At 73.4% G+C, this 20,132-nt stretch carries 22 protein-coding genes; 11 read left to right on the top strand and 11 right to left on the bottom strand.

Annotation, left to right across the window (positions count from 1 at the left end; translation table 11 throughout):
- Positions 1-3 precede the first annotated feature (3 nt).
- Entirely contained in the window at positions 4-1,152 is a 1,149-nt protein-coding gene (locus tag WCD58_RS22550) for a GDSL-type esterase/lipase family protein (RefSeq protein WP_337705489.1), read from the top strand.
- A 16-nt stretch (positions 1,153-1,168) separates the two neighbouring features.
- On the opposite strand, the gene WCD58_RS22555 is transcribed toward WCD58_RS22550, so the two are convergent.
- The 3 genes from WCD58_RS22555 to WCD58_RS22565 are packed head-to-tail and all read right to left on the bottom strand — an operon-like array spanning position 1,169 to position 4,453.
- Positions 1,169-1,771, bottom strand: coding sequence for a response regulator transcription factor (locus tag WCD58_RS22555; RefSeq protein WP_337705490.1), 603 nt, complete (start codon positions 1,769-1,771; stop codon positions 1,169-1,171).
- Positions 1,768-2,907: a GAF domain-containing sensor histidine kinase gene (locus WCD58_RS22560; protein WP_337705323.1), complete on the bottom strand. Its 1,140-nt coding sequence runs from the start codon at positions 2,905-2,907 to the stop codon at positions 1,768-1,770. The genes WCD58_RS22555 and WCD58_RS22560 overlap by 4 nt, the downstream gene beginning before the upstream one ends.
- 31 nt (positions 2,908-2,938) lie before the next feature.
- Entirely contained in the window at positions 2,939-4,453 is a 1,515-nt protein-coding gene (locus tag WCD58_RS22565; protein ID WP_337705324.1) for a class I adenylate-forming enzyme family protein, read from the bottom strand.
- Between the two features lie 108 nt (positions 4,454-4,561).
- Here WCD58_RS22565 and WCD58_RS22570 point away from each other — a divergent pair, with 108 nt between their 5' ends.
- From WCD58_RS22570 to WCD58_RS22580, 3 genes are read left to right on the top strand one after another with little or no spacing between them, the layout of a single operon-like run.
- Positions 4,562-6,052: a linalool dehydratase/isomerase domain-containing protein gene (locus tag WCD58_RS22570; protein ID WP_337705325.1), complete on the top strand. Its 1,491-nt coding sequence runs from the start codon at positions 4,562-4,564 to the stop codon at positions 6,050-6,052.
- The gene (locus tag WCD58_RS22575) at positions 6,049-6,549 is read left to right on the top strand and encodes an SCO family protein (RefSeq protein WP_337705326.1); all 501 of its coding nucleotides are present in this window, start codon (positions 6,049-6,051) and stop codon (positions 6,547-6,549) included. Before WCD58_RS22570 ends, WCD58_RS22575 begins: the two co-directional genes overlap by 4 nt.
- A gap of 57 nt (positions 6,550-6,606) precedes the next feature.
- Entirely contained in the window at positions 6,607-8,484 is a 1,878-nt protein-coding gene (locus WCD58_RS22580; protein ID WP_337705327.1) for a serine/threonine-protein kinase, read from the top strand.
- Between the two features lie 3 nt (positions 8,485-8,487).
- On the opposite strand, the gene WCD58_RS22585 is transcribed toward WCD58_RS22580, so the two are convergent.
- The 3 genes from WCD58_RS22585 to WCD58_RS22595 all read right to left on the bottom strand — a co-directional run bounded on the left by WCD58_RS22585 (position 8,488) and on the right by WCD58_RS22595 (position 10,810).
- Positions 8,488-8,661: a hypothetical protein gene (locus WCD58_RS22585; RefSeq protein WP_337705328.1), complete on the bottom strand. Its 174-nt coding sequence runs from the start codon at positions 8,659-8,661 to the stop codon at positions 8,488-8,490.
- Positions 8,658-10,154, bottom strand: a complete 1,497-nt coding sequence (locus tag WCD58_RS22590) for a methyltransferase domain-containing protein (protein ID WP_337705329.1) — start codon at positions 10,152-10,154, stop codon at positions 8,658-8,660. Before WCD58_RS22590 ends, WCD58_RS22585 begins: the two co-directional genes overlap by 4 nt.
- Positions 10,155-10,246: 92 nt before the next feature.
- A complete protein-coding gene (locus tag WCD58_RS22595; RefSeq protein WP_337705330.1) occupies positions 10,247-10,810 on the bottom strand; it encodes a hypothetical protein in 564 nt (187 codons plus the stop codon).
- 124 nt (positions 10,811-10,934) lie between these two features.
- Here WCD58_RS22595 and WCD58_RS22600 point away from each other — a divergent pair, with 124 nt between their 5' ends.
- Genes WCD58_RS22600 through WCD58_RS22610 form a run of 3 tightly spaced genes read left to right on the top strand, consistent with a single transcriptional unit; the run spans position 10,935 to position 13,608 of the window.
- Positions 10,935-11,777: a TetR/AcrR family transcriptional regulator gene (locus WCD58_RS22600; RefSeq protein WP_337705331.1), complete on the top strand. Its 843-nt coding sequence runs from the start codon at positions 10,935-10,937 to the stop codon at positions 11,775-11,777.
- Positions 11,778-11,797: 20 nt separating this feature from the next.
- Positions 11,798-12,682 (top strand): beta-keto acid cleavage family enzyme, encoded by an 885-nt coding sequence (locus WCD58_RS22605; protein ID WP_337705332.1) that lies wholly within the window; start codon positions 11,798-11,800, stop codon positions 12,680-12,682.
- A complete protein-coding gene (locus tag WCD58_RS22610) occupies positions 12,679-13,608 on the top strand; it encodes a 3-hydroxyacyl-CoA dehydrogenase NAD-binding domain-containing protein (RefSeq protein WP_337705333.1) in 930 nt (309 codons plus the stop codon). Before WCD58_RS22605 ends, WCD58_RS22610 begins: the two co-directional genes overlap by 4 nt.
- Here the strand turns inward: WCD58_RS22610 and WCD58_RS22615 are convergent.
- Positions 13,600-14,196 carry a TetR/AcrR family transcriptional regulator gene (locus tag WCD58_RS22615; RefSeq protein ID WP_337705334.1) on the bottom strand — a complete coding sequence of 199 codons (597 nt, stop codon included), beginning with the start codon at positions 14,194-14,196 and terminating at the stop codon, positions 13,600-13,602. The genes WCD58_RS22610 and WCD58_RS22615 overlap by 9 nt on opposite strands.
- Positions 14,197-14,285: 89 nt before the next feature.
- Between WCD58_RS22615 and WCD58_RS22620 the strand changes: the two genes are divergently transcribed.
- A complete protein-coding gene (locus WCD58_RS22620; RefSeq protein WP_337705335.1) occupies positions 14,286-14,924 on the top strand; it encodes a hypothetical protein in 639 nt (212 codons plus the stop codon).
- Here WCD58_RS22620 and WCD58_RS22625 read toward each other — a convergent pair.
- The 4 genes from WCD58_RS22625 to WCD58_RS22640 all read right to left on the bottom strand — a co-directional run bounded on the left by WCD58_RS22625 (position 14,921) and on the right by WCD58_RS22640 (position 17,876).
- Positions 14,921-15,175, bottom strand: a complete 255-nt coding sequence (locus WCD58_RS22625) for a hypothetical protein (RefSeq protein WP_337705336.1) — start codon at positions 15,173-15,175, stop codon at positions 14,921-14,923. The genes WCD58_RS22620 and WCD58_RS22625 overlap by 4 nt on opposite strands.
- The gene (locus tag WCD58_RS22630; protein WP_337705337.1) at positions 15,172-15,513 is read right to left on the bottom strand and encodes a hypothetical protein; all 342 of its coding nucleotides are present in this window, start codon (positions 15,511-15,513) and stop codon (positions 15,172-15,174) included. Before WCD58_RS22630 ends, WCD58_RS22625 begins: the two co-directional genes overlap by 4 nt.
- Before the next feature lie 749 nt (positions 15,514-16,262).
- A complete protein-coding gene (locus WCD58_RS22635) occupies positions 16,263-17,510 on the bottom strand; it encodes a hypothetical protein (RefSeq protein ID WP_337705338.1) in 1,248 nt (415 codons plus the stop codon).
- Positions 17,511-17,651: 141 nt separating this feature from the next.
- Positions 17,652-17,876 carry a hypothetical protein gene (locus WCD58_RS22640; protein WP_337705339.1) on the bottom strand — a complete coding sequence of 75 codons (225 nt, stop codon included), beginning with the start codon at positions 17,874-17,876 and terminating at the stop codon, positions 17,652-17,654.
- Positions 17,877-17,944: 68 nt separating this feature from the next.
- On the opposite strand from WCD58_RS22640, the gene WCD58_RS22645 reads away from it, so the two are divergent.
- From WCD58_RS22645 to WCD58_RS22655, 3 genes are all read left to right on the top strand, one after another.
- Positions 17,945-19,114: a WXG100 family type VII secretion target gene (locus WCD58_RS22645; RefSeq protein WP_337705340.1), complete on the top strand. Its 1,170-nt coding sequence runs from the start codon at positions 17,945-17,947 to the stop codon at positions 19,112-19,114.
- Positions 19,115-19,497: 383 nt separating this feature from the next.
- Positions 19,498-19,752, top strand: a complete 255-nt coding sequence (locus WCD58_RS22650) for a hypothetical protein (RefSeq protein WP_337705341.1) — start codon at positions 19,498-19,500, stop codon at positions 19,750-19,752.
- 60 nt (positions 19,753-19,812) lie between these two features.
- Positions 19,813-20,109: a WXG100 family type VII secretion target gene (locus WCD58_RS22655; protein ID WP_337705342.1), complete on the top strand. Its 297-nt coding sequence runs from the start codon at positions 19,813-19,815 to the stop codon at positions 20,107-20,109.
- The last annotated feature ends 23 nt before the right edge of the window (positions 20,110-20,132 follow it).

The following is a 20,132-nucleotide window of genomic DNA, read 5'->3' on the forward strand; positions in this document are numbered from 1 at the left end:
GCCCTGATCGACACGCCGATCACCGCGGACCTGGTGCGCGGCGCGACGGAGCTCGAGACCACCGGCCGGGGCCTGCTCGTGCACCGCCTGCCCGCGTGGGCGCGCGCCCGGGCCGACGCGCAGCTGCTGTCCGCCGAGGCGTGCCCCGCCGGGGTGCGGCTCGCCGTCCGCACCGCGGCCACCGTCGTCGAGCTCGAGCTCCACCGGACGACGATGCGGTTCCGCGGCATGCCGCCGCGCCCGGACGGCCGCGTCGACCTGGTCGTCGACGGCGTGCCCGCCGGCGAGCAGCACACCCACGGCGGCACCACCGTGACCGTCGACCTCGCGAGCGGCGCCACGGAGACCGCCGACGGGCCGGCCGCGACCGTCCGCTTCGCGGATCTGCCTCGCGGCGACAAGCGCGTCGAGCTCTGGCTGCCCCACCACGAGCGCACCGAGCTGGTCGCGCTGCGCACCGACGCGCCCGTCGCCCCGCTCCCCGCCGGCGACCGCCGCGTGTGGGTGCACCACGGCAGCTCGATCAGCCAGGGCTCGAACGCCGCGGGCCCGACCGGGACCTGGCCCGCGCTCGCCGCCGCGGCCGGGGACGTCGAGCTGGTGAACCTCGGGTTCAGCGGCAGCATGGTGCTCGACCCGTTCGTCGCCCGGGCCATGCGCGACCTGCCGGCCGACCTGCTCAGCGTCAAGATCGGGATCAACCTCGTCAACGGGGACGTCATGCGCCGGCGGGCCTTCGCGCCGGCGGTGCACGGCTTCCTCGACACCCTGCGCGACGGGCACCCGACGACGCCGCTGCTGGTCATCGGCCCCGTGCTGTGCCCGATCCACGAGGACACCCCGGGCCCCGGCGCTCCGGACTTCACCGACGGCACCGTGCGCTTCCGCGCCACCGGCGACCCCGCCGACGTCGTCGACGGGCCGACCGGGCGGCTGTCGCTGCGCGCGATCCGTGCCGAGCTCGCCCGCGTCGTCACCGAGCGCGGGGACGACCCGCACCTGCACCTGCTCGACGGCCTCGCGCTCTACGGCGAGCAGGACGCGGTCGAGCACCCCCTCCCCGACAACCTGCACCCCGACACCGCCGTGCACCGGCTCATGGGCGAACGCTTCGCGGCGCACGCGTTCTCGCCGGGCGGACCGTTCGCGTGACCTGACGAGCCCCGGTTCAGAGCAGCCCGTGCGCGCGGGCGTTCGTGATCACCTGGGCGCGGTTGCGGGCGTCGAGCTTGCGCATGACGTTGTGCAGGTAGGTCTTCACGGTGTTCGGCGAGAGGTGCAGCGCGGCGCCGATCTCGCCGTTGGTGTGCCCCGCGGCGACGAGCCGGAGCACGTCGTACTCGCGCGGGGTCACGGGGGCGTCGCCGGCGTCCGGGCCGGCGCCGCGGTAGGTCCCGGTGCGGGCGACCTCCCGGATCGCGTCGCCCAGCGCCGCCCCCGAGGCGTCCTTGACGAGCAGCCCCACCGCGCCCGCCGCCAGCGACGGGCCGACCGCCGAGTGCTCGGGGAACGCAGTGAACAGCAGGACCCGGCTCGCCGGCGACACCGCCCGCAGGCGCGGGACGACGTCGGCGGCCAGGGCGTCGGGCAGGCGCAGGTCGAGCAGGACGACGTCGGGGTGGTCGCGGGCGCACGCGGCCACGGCCTCGACGGCGTCGGCCGCGTGCCCGGTGACCGCGATGTCGCTGTGCCGCCCGAGCTGGTTGACGACGCCGTCGCGGACCACGGGGTGGTCGTCCACCACCAGCACCCGGACCGTCGGCGCCCTCAGCACGGGAGCTCGAGGCGCCAGGTCGTGCCGCCCGACGGGTCCGACGCGACGCGCAGCGAGCCGCCGAGGCGGCGGACCGCGTCGGTGGTGGTGGTCAGCCCGATGCCGGGCGTGTGCCCCGCGGGCAGCCCGGCGCCGTCGTCGGTGACGGCCACGACGAGCCCGCCGCCCGCCCGGGCGGCGACGGTGACGACGACCGCGGACGCCGCCGCGTGCTTCTCGACGTTGAGCAGCGCCTCGCGCACCGCGGCGAGCACGACCTGCGTCCGTGACGGCGGCAGCGCGGGCGGGTCGTCGAGCACGACCAGCTCGGCGGCCACCCCGGTGCGGTCGCGGAACGCCGAGCAGTCCGCCTGCAGGTCCACAGACAGCTCGAGGGCGGCCGGCGAGGCGCGCAGGGTCCGCAGCGAGTCCCGCAGCGCGGCGGACGCCTCGCCCGCCTGCTGCTGCAGCCGCTCCAGGCGCGCGGCGAGCTCGGGGTCGGCGCCGAGCGTCTCGCTGAGCCCCGCCACCCCCGACCCGATGGCGAAGAGCAGCGCACCGACGCTGTCGTGCAGGTCGGCGGCGATGCGGCTGCGCTCCTCGTGCACGGCGACCTCGCGGGCCAGCCGCGCCTGCTCGGCCACCGCGACCGCCAGGGCCACCTCGTCGGCGACGGCCTCCGCGCGCTCGGCCGCGCGCCCGCCGAACGTCCCCGCCGAGCGCGCTCCGACCGCGAGCACGCCCAACAGGCGGCCCTCGCGGCGCACCGGGACGGCGAGCAGGCGCTGCACGCCCTCGAGGTCGATGAGCCGGTCGAAGGTGTGCGTGATCTCGGCGGAACCGAAGTAGTCGTCCACCCAGGCCGGGGTGCCGGTGCCGTGCACCTTGCCGGTGAGCCCGAGTCCGCGGGACACGGTCAGTCCGCGCAGCAGGCCCGTCCGGTCGCCCGAGAGCTGGGCGATGGTGAGGTCCTGCGACATCGCCTCGCCCGGCTCCGCGACCCACGCGACGTCGCCCTCGGCGCGCAGCACCTCCAGCGCCGCGCGGACCGCGGCCCGGCGGTCGAGCAGGCCGACGATGTCGTCGACGCCTCCGGCGCGGCAGCTCCGCTTCGCTGCGTGCCGCCCGTGCTCGGGCGCGACCGGGTGCTCCATGCCGTCATCCAACGCCGCGCTCACCTCCGTGTCACGGCGTGAACTGCTTGATGAGCTCCCGCCGCATGATCTTGCCGGTGGACGTGGCGGGCAGCGTCTCGACGAAGCGGACCAGCCGGGGCCGCTTGTAGGCCGCGAGGTGCTCGCCCGCGTAGGCGATGAGCTCCTCCTCGGTCGGGCTCGTGCCCGCCGCCGGTACGACGTACGCGCACGCCAGCTCGCCCCGCACCGCGTCCGGCACCGGGCCCGCCGCGACCATCGCGACCGACGGGTGCGCGGCGAGCACGCGCTCGACCTCGGCCGGGTAGACGTTGTAGCCGCCCGTGATGATCATGTCCTTGCGGCGGTCGACGACGAACACGTGCCCGGTGGCGTCCTTCGTCGCGACGTCGCCGGTGTGCAGCCAGCCGTCCGGTTCGATCGTCTCGGCGGTCGCCTCCGGGTTGCCGTGGTAGCCCATCATCACGAGCGGGCCGCGCACCATCAGCTCGCCCGGCTCGCCGACCGGCGCGTCCCGGCCCACGTCGGAGAGGTCGGCGATCCGCAGCTCGATCCCCGGCAGCGCCACCCCGATCGACCCGGGCACCGGCGGCGCGTGCAGGGCGTGCGTGGTGCCGAGGCCCGCGACCTCGGTCATCCCCCACAGCTCGATGAGCGGCGCGCCCGAGCGGTCCTGCCAGCGCTCGATGGTCGACAGCGGGATCGTCTGCCCGCCCACCGTGCAGCGCGTGAGCGACGACAGGTCGGCGTCGGCCAGGCCGGGGTCGGCGAGCAGCATCGCGTACATCGCCGGCACGCCCTCGAACAGCGTCGCCCGGTGCTCGGTGATCAGGCGCAGAGCCTCGCCGGGCGCGAACCGCTCCATGAGCACGACCGTCCCACCGGCCAGGAAGGTCCCGTTGATCACGACGTTGCCGTAGACGTGCGGCGCGGGCAGCGCGGTGACGACGACGTCGTCCTCCCGGCGCCCGTGCATCGTCGCGGTCAGCGCGCAGTTGAGCAGCACCGCGCGGTGGCTCTGCACCGCGCCCTTCGGGTGGCCCGTCGTGCCCGACGTGTAGCCGATCGTCGACGGGGTGTCGGGATCGGCGGTCAGCGCCGGGACCGGGGCGTCGGAGTGCAGCAGCTCGTCGAACGCGAGCGCCCCGTCGACATCCCCGAACGCCACCACCGTCTGCAGCGCGGGCAGGTCCCGGGTCAGCTCGAGGACCGTCGCCGCCTGCTCGGCGCTCGTGAACACCGCCGCCGCGTCGCAGTCGCGCAGCACGAACGCGAGCTCCTCCGGGGTCAGCATGACGTTCACGGGGTTGACGACGGCGCCTGCCTTGAGCGCGCCGTGGTACGCGACCACCCACTCCCACCGGTTCTGCGCGTACAGCGAGACGGCCTGACCGGCCCGCACGCCGCGCGCGACGAGCCCGGCGGCGACGCGGTCGCTCAGCGCGTCGAGCTCTGCGAAGCTCAGCGTGCGCGTGGCCGTGACCAGCGCGGGCCTGTCCCCGAACCGGGGCGCGACCGCGCGCAGGATGTCACCGGGACCGTTCACCGCGAGCACCTCCAGGTCGATGTGCGCGCAGCACACCGCGTCGGCGCGTGACCCGGCACACCCGATCGGGTGTGGTGGCGCCCACGGTGCTGGGTAGCGTCGCGGTGCATGACGACGCCGTCGATGCTGGACGCGGCCCAGCTGGGCCACCTGCGTCACTGGGACAACCTCTCGCGCCAGCTGCCCCACGACTGGTCGCTGATGCACGGCAAGGGCGCCGGCGAGGACGACTTCGGCAGCTACCGCTTCCAGCTCGCCTACATGATCTACGGGCTGGCGCTCACCCACCGCCACCGCCTGCCCGCGGCGCCGGGGGTGTTCCGGCCGGTGATCCAGCGGCTGATCGACAAGCTGCTGATGCCCGACGTCTGGCTCTACTGGCGTGACGTCTCCCGCGGCGGGATGGTCATGAACGCACACCTCTCCGAGGGCTACCACGAGGAGTGGGACCCGGTGGTGCGCGACAACATCATGTACTCGGCGTACGTGCAGTCCTGCTCCCTGCTGCACGACGCCCTGTTCGCCGACGAGCGCTACGCCGCGCCCGGCTCGCTGACCTTCGCGCACTGGTCGTTCTTCTGGGGCGGCGAGGAGAAGCGCTTCGCCTACGACCGCGACTCGCTGTCCGAGCACCTCTACTGGCAGATGGTCGAGAACGGCTACCTGGGCATCGCCTGCGAGCCCAACTGCGTGTTCCAGATCTGCAACCAGCCCGCGATCCTCGGCTTCCGCCTGCACGACATGATCACCGGGGGCGACCGCGCCGACGAGGTCGTCGCCGGCTACCAGAAGGCCTGGGCCGACTTCGGGCGTCTCGACGACACGGGCCACTACAACCAGATGATCCTCGAGGACAGCAGGGTCGTCGCGCCGAACGCGCTGCAGGCCCCGTGGGTCGACGCCTGGTGCGGCGCGCTGATGAACACCTGGAACCGCGAGTTCGTGCGCGAGAACTACCCCCGCCAGGTCGCCGACTTCCTGATCCCGGGCGACGACGGCACGATCTCGGTCCGCTCCACGCCCGCCATGAACGTCATGGGGCAGACGGTCGTCAACGACACCTGCGACACCGGCTGGGTCGCGGCCTGGGCCTCGGAGATGGGCGACCGCGCCACGCTCGACGGCATCCTCGCCCACGTCGACCGCTACATGGGCCCCACGTGGCGCGACGGCGGCCTGTACTACCCCCGCAACGACACCCCCACCGACGGCGAGGGCCACCGCACCGAGATCGAGCCGATGACCGGCAACGTCCTGCTCGGCTACGCCCGCCTCAACGTCCCCGACGGCCTCCACGAGCTCTACCAGCAGCCCTGGGGACCGGAGCACTTCGCCGAGCCCGCGCTGACCGAGGTCGGGCGCGACGTCGAGGTCAGCCGCGCCGAGGTCGTCGACGGGGTGCTGCACGCGCGGGTGCGCCGCCTCGGCGCCGGCGCCGGCGACGAGGGCGCGGTGGTGATCGGCCGGCTCCCCGCGAGCGCCCGGCTGCGGATCGACGGCCAGGAGGTCGGCGCGGGCGACGCCGTCCGGCCCGTCCCCGAGGGCCTGCGGATCGACGTGGCGCCCGGCACGGCGCACGACGTCGAGCTCGTGCCGTGAGCGCACCGGCCACCCCACCGGCCGACATCGCGTTCGACCTGGTCGACCACCACGGCACGCCCGTCGACGCCGGCTCCTGGGCGGGCGCGTGGCTGCTGGTGCAGTTCGGCTTCACGTCGTGCCGGGTGGTCTGCCCGCGGGCACTGACGAAGTTGACGGCCGCCCTCGACGAGCTGGGCGAGGCCGCGGACACGGTCCGCCCGCTCTACGTCAGCGTCGACCCCGACCGCGACACCCCCGAGGTCATGCGCGCCTTCCTCGCCGCGTCGTACCCCCGGTTCACCGGGCTCACCGGCACCGCGGAGCAGGTCGACGCCGCCAAGCGCGCCTTCCGCGTGTTCGCCCGGCGCCGCGCCGACCCCGAGGACCCCGACGGCTACGCCGTCCCGCACACCGCGATCACCTACCTCGTCGACCCGGCCGGGCGTCTCGCGCGCCACTGGCCGGACACCACCGACGCGTCCGCGATCGTCGGGGACCTGCGCGCGCTCCTCTGACCAGGTGCACCGCAGTGGCCCATGGTGACGGCGTGCCCTCTCCTGGACGCTGAGAGGGTGACGGCCGCCGAGCTGGGCCCCTACCGGCTGGGCCCGTCGCTGGGCAGCGGCGGCATGGGCGAGGTGTACCGCGCCTGGGACACGCGCCGCTCGCGCTGGGTCGCGCTCAAGCTCCTGCACCCCCGGTTCAGCGCCGACGCCGGGTACCGGGCGCGGTTCCGGCGGGAGGCCGAGGCCGCCGCCGACCTGCGCGAACCGCACGTCGTCCCCGTGCACGACTTCGGGGAGATCGACGGCCAGCTCTACCTCGACATGCGGCTGATCGACGGCACCGACCTCGGCACGCTGCTGCGCGACGGCCCCCTCGAGCCGCGGCGGGCGGTCGCGCTGGTCACCCAGGTCGCGGCCGCCCTCGACGCCGCGCACGCGGCCGGGCTGGTGCACCGCGACGTCAAGGCGTCGAACGTGCTCGTGGGGCCCGGCGACTTCGCCTACCTCGCCGACTTCGGGATCGCGCGCGCCGCGGGCCCCGCCACCGACTCCGAGGACGGCACCGTCATCGGCACGCTCGCCTCGATGGCGCCCGAGCGGCTGCGCGGCGAGCCCGCCGACGCCCGGTCCGACGTGTACTCGCTCGCCTGCCTGCTGTACGAGTGCCTCACCGGCGGCCCGCCGTTCGGCGACGAGGACGCCTCGGTGCTGGTCGCCGCGCACCTCTACCGCGCGCCGCTGACCGACGCGCTGCCCGCGGCGCTGGGCGACGTCGTCGCGCGCGGGATGGCGAAGCACCCGGAGGCGCGCCACGCAGGCGCCGGCGCGTTCGCGGCGGACGCGGCGGCCGCGCTGCGTCGCCGTCCGACCGCGCGGCTCGAGGTGCCGGAGCGGGGGCCCGAGCCGCCCCCTCCCGACACGGTCGTGGCGATCCACCGCTGGTCCCCGGGCACGCTGTGGCCGCAGAGCCGCTGGGTGCGCCGGACGCTGGTCGTCGCGCTCGTCGCCCTGCTGGTCGTCGCGGGCGTCGCCGCCGTGCGCCGCTACGTCGGCACCGGCATCTCGATCGGCATCAGCCCGGTCGCGGTGGCCTTCACCGCCACCGGCGACGCCGTCATCGCCAACGCGGGCTCCCGGACGGTCACGGTGTTCGACACCCGGGGGCGCACCATCGCCGCGGAGATCCCGCTCGGCAACGACCGGCGCACCGTCGGCGCGGTCGCCGATCCGGCCGGCGAGCGGCTGTACGTCGCCACCACCCGCGGCGCCGGCGACGCCCTCGTGACGGTCGACCTGGGCCGCTCGACCGTCACGGCCGCGCTGCCCCTCCCGGAGCCGCCGGTCGGGGCCCCCGTGGTCGACGCCGGCGGCACCGCGGTGTTCGTGCCGGTCCGCGGCGGCATCGCCGTGGTCGACCCGGCGGCGGGACGGATCGTCGGCCGGCTCGACCGCACCGCCACCGGCCTGGCCGCGCACGACGCCACGCGCCTGGTGACGGTCGACGAGCGCCGGTCCACCGCGGAGCTCGTCGACGTGCGCACCGGCGCGACGGCGGGTGTGATCCCGCTCGGGGCACCCGCCCACCTCGCGGTCGCCGCCCCCGCCGGGACCGCGGTCTACCTCGGCAGCCGCGACCCGGAGCACGCGCTGACCGTCGTCGACCCCGGCCGCGCGACCCCGGTCGCCGAGGTGCCGCTGCCCGGTCCGGTCGCGGGGATGGCGGTCTCCCCCGACGGCGAGCAGGTGTTCGTCGCGATCGGCACCGACCCGCCGGTCCTCGCCGCCGTCGACACCGCGACGCGCGAGGTGCGCACCGGCTGGTTCCTCGAGGAGTACACCGGCGACGTCGCCATGGCCGTGTCACCGGACGGGACCGAGGTCTACATCGCCAACATCGACCTGGGCACGCTGACGATCGACGACGTCTCGCGCCCGCCGGAGTAGCCATTACTCCTCGGGAGCGGTGCCCTCCGGGGGCTCCTCCGCGGGACGCGCCGGGCGCACCCGCACGACGCCGCTCTCGAGGTCGAGCCCGACGAACCGGGCGCGCTCGCCGCTCTCGTCGGACCCCTCGACGCCCTCGAGCTTCGGCGCGCGGAACAGCCCTCCGAATGCCGTCATGACCTCAGACTACGGCGGCGCAGGGCGTGCCGGGCGCCGATGGCGAGCCCGGCCGGCACCGACGACCGCAGCGCCGACCCCGGGCGCCGGGCGTAGCGCGGCGGGAGCCCGAGCGAGACGAAGCGGTCGACGTGCCCGGGCCCCGCGACGCCGGCGACGAGGGCCTCGAACTCGTCGGCGTCGAGGCGCTCGCCGGGGGACGTGTAGCCGAGCATCGCCGCGTTCTCGAACGCGTACCAGGTCGACGGGAACGAGAAGGCGAGCACGACGTCGTCGCCGTCGCGGCGCACCGCGTACACCGGGTTGACCCCCAGCGCGCCGGCGGCGTGGGGCGGCGCGTCGAACACCCCGTGGTCGACGAACAGGCTCGTGTCCCGGCTCGAGAACAGCGCGAGCCACTTGCTGCGCCCCAGCTCGGCGGGGTGGCGCCGCGCGGCGAGCCGGGGGCCGTGGCCGTCGTGGTAGTCGCGGACGACCTCGTCCTCGCTGGTCATGCGCCACGGCGCGCCCCGCAGCAGGGAGACGTAGCCGGCGGCGTCGCGCTCGCCCACGGCGTCGCGGGGCTCCATGGCGCGGTTGCCGACGCGGTCGACGAGCACCGTGTCGGCGCGCGCCACGCGGCGCAGCTCGTCCATGGCGCCCTGCTGGTCGTCGAAGTAGTGGAACGCGTCGGTGCAGGTCGAGGCGGCGAACACGTCGTCGCCGAACGGGAGCGCGTCGACCCGGTCGGCGCACACGAAGGTCTGCCCGGGCGCGATGTAGCGGCGCCCGACCCAGAGCTGGAAGAAGTTGCGGTCGACCCCGACGGTCCGCACCGGGCGCTCCCGCGCGGCGAGGTGGTACATCGTGTGCCCGAACCCGCAGGCGAGGTCGAGCACCGGGGCGTCCGAGACCGGCAGGGCGCGCAGCAGCGAGATCGACGCCAGGTACCGGGGCTGGCCGTAGCGGACGAAGAAGTAGCCGAACATCTCCCGGTCGATGCGCTCCGACGACCGGAGGTAGGCCAGCTCCATCCAGTCCTGCGCGGTGAGGGCGTCGACGTCGTCGAGCATGGCGCGGACCTCGGCGCGCCGGGCGGCGAGCGCCAGACGGGCGGCCGGCGTCCGGCGGGCCAGGAACCGCAGCCCCCGCCGGCTCGGCGACCGCGGCGGGAAGGCCAGCATCGCCACGAGCGCCTCCGCGCCGCGGCCGTCCCGGAGCAGGGCGACGAGCTCGGCGAAGACGGGCCCGGCGACCTCGGTGCGGCCGGTCGCGTGCTCCTGCACGTCGACCCGGCCCCGACGCAGGACGGGGATGCCGTCGAGCACCGGGTACTCGCTGCACCCGCAGATCAGGACGCCGAAGGTGCCGTCGAACGACGGGTCGGGGGTGGCGGTGAACGCGAGCGCGTCGCGGCACGACGGGCAGGTCAACGGGACCGGGCCGTCGAGCCCGGCGGTCGTGGGAGCGGCCCGGGAGACGTCGGTGGGCCGGAGGGAGGCGGACAGGGTCACGCGGCACGCCTAACGAGTGGGTCGACCCGGCGAGGGCCGAGAGGTGTCCGTGGCACGGGAGGGCACGAGGGGTCACGCCGGACCCCGGAGGATCAGGCGGCGGACACCGGGACGGCCGGCGGCCCCCGGTGCGGGCGGCACCGCAGCAGGTCGACCGACGGGGCCGCGCCCTCGACGGGCGCGGGCGGGCGGGGCGTGCCCGGCGCGGGCTGCGGCGCGATCCCGAGGACGATCCGCAGCAGCCGCAGGTGCGCGTGGCGGCCGGTGACGAGGAGGGGCTCGCTGCTCGCGACCACCACCACGAGCAGCGTGATCGCGAGCTGGAGCGCCAGCGCGCTCACCTGCTCGGGGACGACGTGGTGGTGGCTGAGACGCGCGGCGCCGGCCTGGCTCAGCGTCGTGATCGCGTGCGCGGCGGGCTGCACGAGCACGGCCAGGTTGATCACCACGAAGAGGTGCCGGAGGCGCCCGCGCAGGGCCAGACGGACCGCGCCGACGGCCGCCGCGGCGAGCGCGACCCCGAGGACGTGGAGCAGCGTCTGCTCGGCGAGGAGGTCGAACCCGCCCGCCGTGAGCACGACCGCGACGACGGAGGCGACCCGGACCGAGGACGTCCGGATGCCTGGTCGCAGGGGGTCTCGCACCTCTCCGATCACCGAGAGCGACGGTACCAGCCGCCCCGGTCGGCGCCCTCACACCCGTGTCATTCACTATCGCAAATCTGACTGTCCAGTCAGTCCAGTCTTGCGATGGACGCAAGCGTCCCCTACCGTCCCGGAGGTGTCCGACGACGAGCTCCGGCGCCGCGTGGCGGCGGCCGTCGACGGCGTCGGGACCCGCCGGCACGTGGCCGCCGCGATCGGTCTCGACGAGACCAAGCTGTCCAAGGCCCTCGCCGGGCGCCGACGCTTCACCACCGCGGAGCTCGCGGCGATCGCCGAGGTCGCCGGCGTCCCGCTGGCCTGGCTGGCCCGCGGGGACGACCAGCCCGTCACCGCGGCCCCCGGCGCCGCGCTGCGCGCCCCGGCCGCGCCCGACCCGGACGGCGCCCGGAAGCGCATCCTCGACGCGGCGTGGACGCTCATCGCGACGCGCGGCTACCACCGGGTCCGCGTCGCCGACGTCGCCGAGGCCGCCGGCACGAGCAGTGCCGCCGTGCACTACCACTTCGACGACAAGGACGCCCTGCTCGACCAGGCCCTGCGCCACAACGTCGAGCTGGCCTTCGAGCGCCAGTCCGCCGCGCTGCACGCCGTCGCCGACCCCCACGAACGCCTCGTCACCCTGCTCGACCTGCAGATGCCGACCGGCCCCGTCCTCGAGCCCGAGTGGTCGATCTGGATGCAGGTGTGGGCCGAGGCGGTCGTCGACGCCGGCCGCCGCGAGCTCTACGCGCAGGCGCAGGACCGGTGGTTCCGCACGGTCCTGCTGACGCTGCGCGACGGCGTCGAGGCCGGCGTCTTCCGCCCCGACCTCGACCCCGAGCTGCGCGCCCGCCAGCTGACCGGGCTCGTCGACGGCCTCGGCGTCGGCGTGATGACCGAGGCCGCCCGCGCGGACGACATGCGCGCCGCGCTCCACGACTTCATCCGGCACACGATCCTGCGGGAGGCCTCACAGTGACACGATCCGGGACCCGATCCATGAACCGCCACGTCGTCATCACCGCCGCGCTGACCGGGGCCGCCGACAGCCCCGGCAAGAGCCCCCACGTGCCGGTGACCCCGGAGCAGATCGCCGACGACGCCATCGCGGCCGCCCGGGCCGGCGCCGCCGTCGTGCACGTCCACGTCCGCCACCCCGAGACCGGCATCCGCTCCCGCGACGTCGCCCTCTACCGCGAGACCGCCCGGTTGATCCGCGCGAGCGACGTCGACGTGGTCCTCAACCTCACCGCGGGCATGGGCGGCGACCTCGTCGTCGACGAGGAGGACCCGCTCAAGCCCGTCGACGGCACCGACCTCGTCAGCCAGCAGGACCGGATGCCGCACGTCGAGGAGCTGCGGCCCGACATCGCCACGCTGGACTGCGGCTCCTACAACTTCGGCGACGGCCAGGCGCTCTACGTCTCCACCACCGCGATGCTCCGGGAGGGCGCCCGGCGCTTCCAGGAGCTCGGCGTGAAGCCGGAGCTGGAGATCTTCGACACCGGGCAGCTGTGGTTCGCGAAGGTGATGCACGACGAGGGGCTGATCGACCGGCCCGCGCTGATGCAGCTGTGCATGGGCGTCCCGTACGGCGCGCCCGCCGACCCCGGGATCCTGCAGGCGATGGTCAACCTTCTCCCCGACGACGCCCAGTTCACGTCGTTCGCCCTCGGGCGCGACCAGCTGCCGTGGGTGGCGCAGTCGGTGCTGCTCGGCGGGCACGCCCGCGTCGGGCTCGAGGACAACCTCTACCTGGCGCGCGGGGTGAAGGCGACCAACGCCCAGCTCGTCGACCGCGCGGTGACGATCGTCGAGTCCCTCGGCGCGCAGGTCGCCACCCCGGACGAGGCCCGCGCGATCTTCGGCCTGGGGACGCGGTGACGGTCGCCTGCATCGGGGCCGGCGTCATCGGCGGCGGGTGGGCGGCCTACTTCCTCGCCCGCGGCTTCGACGTCGCCGCCTGGGACCCGGCGCCCGACGCGGAGGCCCGGCTGCGGCGCACCGTCGACGCCGCCTGGCCCGCGCTGACGGAGCTGGGGCTCGACGAGGGCGCCGACCGGTCGCGGCTGCGGGTGGCGGGGTCGCTCGCGGAGGCCTGCGCCGGCGCCGCGTTCGTCCAGGAGAGCGCGCCCGAGGACCTCGCGCTCAAGCGCGCGGTGCTCGCCGACCTCGTCGCGGCCACCGCGGACGACGCGATCGTCGCGTCGTCGACCTCGGGCTTCCCGATGGGCGAGATGGCGACGAGCGCGGCCGACCCGTCCCGCCTCGTCGTCGGGCACCCGTTCAACCCGCCGTACCTGATCCCGCTCGTCGAGGTCGTCGGCGGCCCCCGCACCGACCCGGCGGTGACGCGGCGCGCCGCCGACTTCTACCGCGGGATCGGCAAGTCGGTGATCGAGATGGACCGGGAGCTGCCCGGCTTCGTCGCCAATCGGCTGCAGGAGGCGCTCTGGCGCGAGGCGCTGCACATGGTCGCGAACGACGAGGCCACCGTGGAGCAGATCGACGCCGCGATCACCGAGGGGCCGGGGCTGCGCTGGCCGGTGCACGGCCCGTGCCTGACCTTCCACCTCGCCGGGGGTGAGGGCGGGATGGCGCACATGCTCGACCACTTCGGGCCCTCGCTCCTGGCGCCGTGGACGCGCCTGGCCGCGCCCGAGCTCACCGGCGAGCTGCGGGACGCGATGGTGACGGGCACCGCCGCCGAGGCCGACACCCGGGACTTCCCCACCCTGGTGGCCGAGCGGGACCGCGCCGTGATCGCGATCCGCCGCGCGGTGGAGACGGCCCGCCGGGCGTCACCCTGAGCCGAGGACGGCGTCGACGGCCATCGCGAGCGTCTCGGTCTCGACGGTCAGCAGCGACTCCCCGGCCGGCAGGGCCCGCTCGACCGACAGCCCGCCGAGGACGGTGTTGAGGAACCGCGCCCGGCGGGTGTTGTCGCCCTCGGCCAGCGCGCCCTGGTCGGTGAGCACGGCGAGCCAGTACTCGATGCGGCGCTGCCCCTCGCGCTCCACGGCCAGGTAGGTGCGGCGCAGCTCCTCGGTCTGCTCGGCGGCGATGAACGTGCGGTAGACGTTGCCCCAGGCCTTCCGCGAGGGCGCGCCCGGCGCCGCGGGCGCGAGGACGAGCCGCAAGCAGGCGATCAGCCGGTCCCGCGCCGGCAGCGACGTGTCGTGGATGACCGAGTCGTCGGAGACCACGGTGTCGTAGACGGCGGTGAGCACCGCGTCCTGCAGTGCGCGCTGCGTCGGGAAGTGATGGCGCAGCGAGCCCGTGCTCACCCCGGCCCGCGCCGCGACCGCCCGCACGCTCAGCCCGGCGCCCAGGCGTTCCCCGGTCATCGCCACGGCCGCCTCGAGGATCCGGTCCCGCGAGCTCTTCGTCCCCGTCACGCCACCAGCGTACTAGTACGCCGTACTAGTACACCGTGCTAGTGTCGCCACCAGTACAGCGTGTCGGTCGGAGGTCGGGGAGGAACGGCATGTTCGCGGAGCAGCGGCGACGGTGGGCCGAGAAGCGCCTGAGGCCCGGGGACGGGAGCGCCCTGGAGCGCTTCCGCTGGTGGCAGCTGGGCGGCCGGTCGCTCTTCCGTCTCCGCCGGCCGGAGGCCGAGTACGCCGTCGACGTCCGGCACTGGAAGAACCAGAACGCCGGCGTCAACAGGGCGCAGCTCTACGTCGACGGGCGCCAGCAGCTCGAGTCGAAGCTCCCCGCGGCGTTCCCCGTGCCGGGCGGGACCATCGAGGTGGCGGCGAGCGCCGTCGGCCTCAAGCGCTGCCATTTCGTGGCCGACGACGGCACCGAGCAGCAGCTCACGCCGGACCCCCGCTCCGCCGAGGGCCGCCGGGCCCGGCTCGACTGCCGGCACCCCGCGGTCAGCAGGGGCGTCGGCGCCGTCTCGGTGCTCCTGCTCGTCGTCGGCGTGATGCTCCTGCTCCTGCAGGTCGCCGAGCCGATCTCCCGGATCCCGCCGATCGCCGCGAACCTCGGGGTCTTCGCGTCACCCGTCGCGCTGCCGTGGTGGCTCAACACCGCGCTCGCCCTCGGCGCCGCGCTGGCCAGCACGGAGCGGGCGCTGCGGATGCGCTATCACTGGATGCTCGACGGGCTCGGCAACTAGGCCCGCTCCTCGCACGTCGCGCACGGGGTCGCGTACTTCGACGAGCCCGTCGACGCGGCGTCCGGGAAGTCGAGCGGGAAGCGCTCGCGCGACACCCCGCACAGCGTCTCGACGGCGTCGGGTCCGTCGACGAGGTGGGCCTCGCCCTTCGGCCGCTTGAACAGGTCCGGCTTCCCCGCGTAGACCCGCCCGGGCCGCATGCCCGGGTACTCGCTCCACACGAACCGCTCGGCCACGACGATCGGGCTCACGGGACCGACCCTAGGACGTGGCCGGGGTCGCTGTCGTTGATCAGGGGGTACCTGGTGCACCCGCGCGTGCCCCGGGACGTGGATGACGGCGCCCGTGATCTCCGGCGCGGGGCTCGCCGCAGCAGCGCCCGCACCGCCGCCGCGTCGGGGCACGCGAGCGCCGCATCCGCGACCTCCCCACGCTCCTGGCCCTCGCGCAGCAGCGGCCGCAGGTCGGCCAGGAGCTGCGACTCGTGGCGGATGGGGCCGGTCGCCGCGATCCAGCCGAGCATCATCTGACGGGTGAGCTCGGGCTCCGCCGCTGCTCGATCTCGGCGTCCGCCGGAGCACACCCGCATCCGCGGCTCGGTCCTGCCGCCGTTCGCGCGACACCCCCGCGCCGCGCACCAGCCCGCTGTTGCTCCCGCCCCACCGGCCCTCCGGGATCAGCCACGCGTGGCAGTCGCCGCCGAGGTCGTGGGGTCCTGGGCCGACCGAACGGTTCGGGTGCGACGACCGCGGTGCCGTCCCGGATCGCCATCGCCGTCGGCGTGCACGCCACGACCACGTAGCTCTCCGACTGCGGGCCGGAGAGCCACAACGCGACCCGGATCGGCTTGAAAACGAGGGGGTCCGTCGCCGGACCACTCCTCCGGAGCGGGATCGCACTCGATGGTGACGCAGCTCCGGGTGCGGTCGTTCTGGTGCGCGAGGAGGCAGCGACCCGCACACCGGATGTCGGCGACCTTACCCGCGGGTCCGGGTCGGTGCCGAACCGAATGGTGCCGTCGCTTGCCAGGCTGAACGGCTCCACGACTGGTGCGGTCGGGCCGTGCTCGGCCTCCGTGACGACCAGGCAGTACGTCGCGGCGCGCACCAGACGGAGGGCGAGCTCGGCCACCGCCGTCGGGTCCTTGAACGCCCGGCGGCGCGCCCACCGACGGTAGGCGAGCCCGGCGCGCCGCCTAGCGGGGATTCACCGATTGATCATGACAGGGGGACGCGCCCGACTCGTCGCGGCAGCGCCGCACTCGCAATGGAGTGGCACGGATCGCCGTTCGTGGCCGTGCACCGCTGAGCAGGCAGAAGCGCCCGACAGGCGACCGGACTACCACCCGCCGGTGAGCGGTTCGTCGGCGACGAGGACGCCGTCGCGTTGCACTCCGACGTGCGTCTCGGTGATCACATAGGTCAGGCCGTTGTCCGATGCCGTCCATGTGCTCGCCGTGCGCCGCGCCGGGAGCGTCAGCGTCATCTGCGTCGTCGGGTTCGCGCCGAAGTAGTAGAGCCGACCAGAAGCTCCCTGGCACAGTGCGATGGCCACCGAAGTGCTGCGACCGATCAGGACGGCTCCGGCAGGCTCGGGCAGCGTCGACTGCGCAGTGGGCGGGCACGCGGTCGTCGGCATCGGACCTCCGTAGCTGGGCACCACCGCCGAGCTCGACGACAGAGGCCCGGACAGAACGCCGTTGCCGCCGACGAAGGCCGCCGGGTCGCCGATGGCGGTCGGCGCACGAGGAGGCGGCGCGGCGGACGCCGTCGCGAGCACTGCCGCGGAAGCGCCGAGCAGCACGAGCACCCCCAGCGCAGCGGAGACTACGACGACGCCGCGACGCCGCGACCGGATCGGTCGCGCCGAGTCAACGGAGCCCCAGCCCTGAACGAAGCCGTACGTGGCCAGGACGCCCACTACCGCGGTGACGGCGAGACCCAAGAGCAGCACATCCGGACCAAGCCCGTGCACGCCCGGGGGTAGGCCCAGCTGCGCGAGGACCCCCGTGTCGCTCGCCGCCGCTGCGGTCGCGGCCACGGCGAGGATCGCGAGAACCAGGAGGGAAGGGAGCACCACGAGACCTGTCGCCTCGATACGGCCCGTCACCAAGTCGGCGACGGCGGCAAGCCCCAGGGCGGCGGTCACACCCAGGGCCCCGATGCCGACGGCACTGCCGGCGAGCCCACCGCCGTCGGTGTGCCAGGACAGGAAGATCGAGACGCCGATGACCACGAGCCCGGCGAGTGCAGCCAACGGGAGTGCGATCAAGGTTGGATGGCGGCGCGGTGCCTTCGGGCGTTCGGGCCCGGAAGTCGACGAGCGCCGGACGTTCGTGCTGGTGAACAAATGACCGAAGGACGGCGCGTGAGTGGCCGCGTCGAGGTCCGTGCGCGAGACCTCCGGGCGAGGGTGCGGGTTGTGCGTGGTCGACGCCGCACGTCGGCCGATCATCGTCGGTGCGTCGAGCGCTGACCACGGTCCCGTCGAAGGCCCTGGGCCAAGGTTGGCTGGTCGACTGCCATCGGCCACGCTCACGACTCCCCCATCCACCGCCGTCTCCACGCCGGTCTGCCACTCGATCATCGCCGCTCGCGAGCAACGGGTTACACCGCTCCGTAAGTAGTGACTGAGCTGAATGGGTGATCATTGAGGGGTCTGTGCAACACCGACGTCGCTCAGCGCGACGAGTGATCGACGACCAGATCGAGGGGGAGTTCGTCGATGTCATGGTTTCAAGTCGATCCCGAAGTACTCGGTGAAGCGGCGAACCGCCTTGAGGTCTACCGCGCGCGCCTGACCGAGATCGGCACGCGCTCCGCCATCGGGGATCTCGGGGACGACGATCTCGTCTCGAAAGCTCACGAGACGGAAGGCCGGATTGCCCGACGTGTCGAAGACGCCACGGATGCAGTTGGCCGCATGTCGGGCCTCCTGGCCAAAGCCGGCCACACCTATCGCGGAACCGACGACCAGATCCGGTCGTCAGTCGCCGTCCCCGCGTCGAACGCGGCTAGCCGATGACTGCGGTGGCCGCGGGAGGCTGGACAGAGGTCGGCTGGCCGGACCCCGCACCAGGAGAACCTGCCGCCGTACGCGCCCTGGCGACGCGCTTCGCGTCGCGCAGAGACGACATCCGCGCACTCGATGTCGAACTCTCCCAAGGCATGAGTGGGCTCGACCAGTGGCAAGGGCAGGCCGCTGACGAATTCCGGCGCGCGCACCTCTATGTCAGCGCCGGATTCGAGGAGTTCGCCAAGCAGTACGAGCGCTGCTTCGACGGTCTCACGTCCTATGCTTCGAAGCTAGATCAGCTCCGCTGGGCCGCAGACCGCTTGCTGCCCCGTGTCGTCGCTGCGCAACGGAAGGCGAACGGTGCCGAGAGCCCGGGACTGAATCCGCAGCAGGTCGCCTCGTTCGTCGCAGATCAAGTGGAGGCTCGCGCCGAACTTCGTGTCTTGCGTGGACTATATGATGGCATTCGTGCTGGACATTGGGCAGCGGCGCGCGCATGCTCAGGTCAGCTCGCCGATTCTGACGGCACCACAGCACTCGGACGAATGTTCGAGGATGTTCAGGACGTACTCGGGACCGCTGGACGTCGGCTCTCACAGATCGACGATGAAGTTGGCAAGCTTCTGCGGGACAATGCCAATTTAATTTCGGCCGTCTCCGACGTAGTAGCAGATATTGGCGGGATTGTGAGCCTCGTGGGAGCGTTGCCGATCCCGCATGCGAAGGCCGTGGGGGCGGTCGGCGTTGCGATCGGGGCGGTCGCCCTGGGAGGCCACTACCTGGCCTATCGAAATGGCGCAAAGATCACCGATGAGGAACTGAAAGGCGAGGCAGCCCAACTGGGTTTCAGCGCTTCCCTTGTCGTGCTTTCCGGAGCACCTGCATTGATGAAACTGACAGGGGCAGCTAAGGGCAGCTCTTCCATAGGCCGGGCAGAGACCGCAGCTGAGATCGGGGAACAGCTCGGGCCTTACGACAATCTCATGACCCTCGGTAGCATCACGGAGCATTACGACCAGTACTGGGAACCCAGAAATCCTACGCAGAAGCACATGTACGAGATGGGCGCGGCCGGTGGACCAGCAGTAGGCATTGCTCTCGCCGTACCGTTCTGGAACGCGCTCGAGGTCGGGCATCAGAAGGACATCGAAGCGCGGGCAGGGGTGAGCCGATGAACAATGTAGTCTTGAGACCTCCCGAGGGGTTCGTGCAACTGCCGCTCACCAGTCTCCCTGATCGCCGCCGCGTCGAAGCTGGCTTGCTCGCCGAGCGCGTTCTCGAGGCGACGGGCAATGCTTCGCCAGACTTTGCGAGCCTTGCGATCAGTTTGGGAGACGACCTACTCATTCAGGGCGTCCGACTCTTGGGTCAATTCGTTGTCGACACTTACGATGGCCCATCACTTGGGACGATCGCGGTTGGCATGCACTCGCTTGAGCAACCCGATCTTGTAGATCGGGATCTCTCCATGCGTGCCATCGACGGACTCTTGGGGCACACCGTATCTCGTCGACCCTACGGAGACTCACGACGAATCAACCTACCCTGCGGTCCAGCCGTGGCCAGCCTCGTATTCGGCGAGTACCGCCTGCCGCCAGCGGAAACCGGAATTGATTCGGAGGCTGTTGTCCCGACCTTCCGGGCCGAGTTCCTCGTTCCGTCGCCCGCGTGGGATCAGATCGTCGTCCTCGACATCAGCACGTCGAACAAGGCCGCGTGGCCGAGCGTGTCCACGACAGGCATCGACGTCGCTCGAAGCCTCCGCTTCGAGAAGCAGCCCGAGGACGGGTCCTGCACGACCCTTGAGCTCTGACCGCCCACCAGCTACCCGAGGGCCGGGGACCGGGCCCAGAACATCACGAGGGGGAGACGAATGTCCCTGGTCAAGGTCACGTCCGAGCAGCTCGCCGATCTGGGCGCGCAGCTCTCGCAGGGTTCTGCGCAAGTGGAGGAGGAGCTCGCGACGATGCGGTCGCGGGTGGCCCCGCTGGTCGCCGGCGAATGGGAGGGGGCGGCGTCCGCGGCCTTCCACCAGTCGTGGGAGCAGTGGGCGCAGTCGGCGGCCAAGCTCAAGGAGGCACTGGACTCCATCAGCACCACGCTGATCCACGCCTCGCAGACCTACCAGCAGGCCGAGGACGCCGTGCGGAACTCCGTCACCGCGCACTGAGAACAACGACGGGCCGGGCTCGC

This window comes from Actinomycetospora flava, assembly GCF_037400335.1.
Classification (GTDB): Bacteria; Actinomycetota; Actinomycetes; order Mycobacteriales; family Pseudonocardiaceae; genus Actinomycetospora; species Actinomycetospora flava.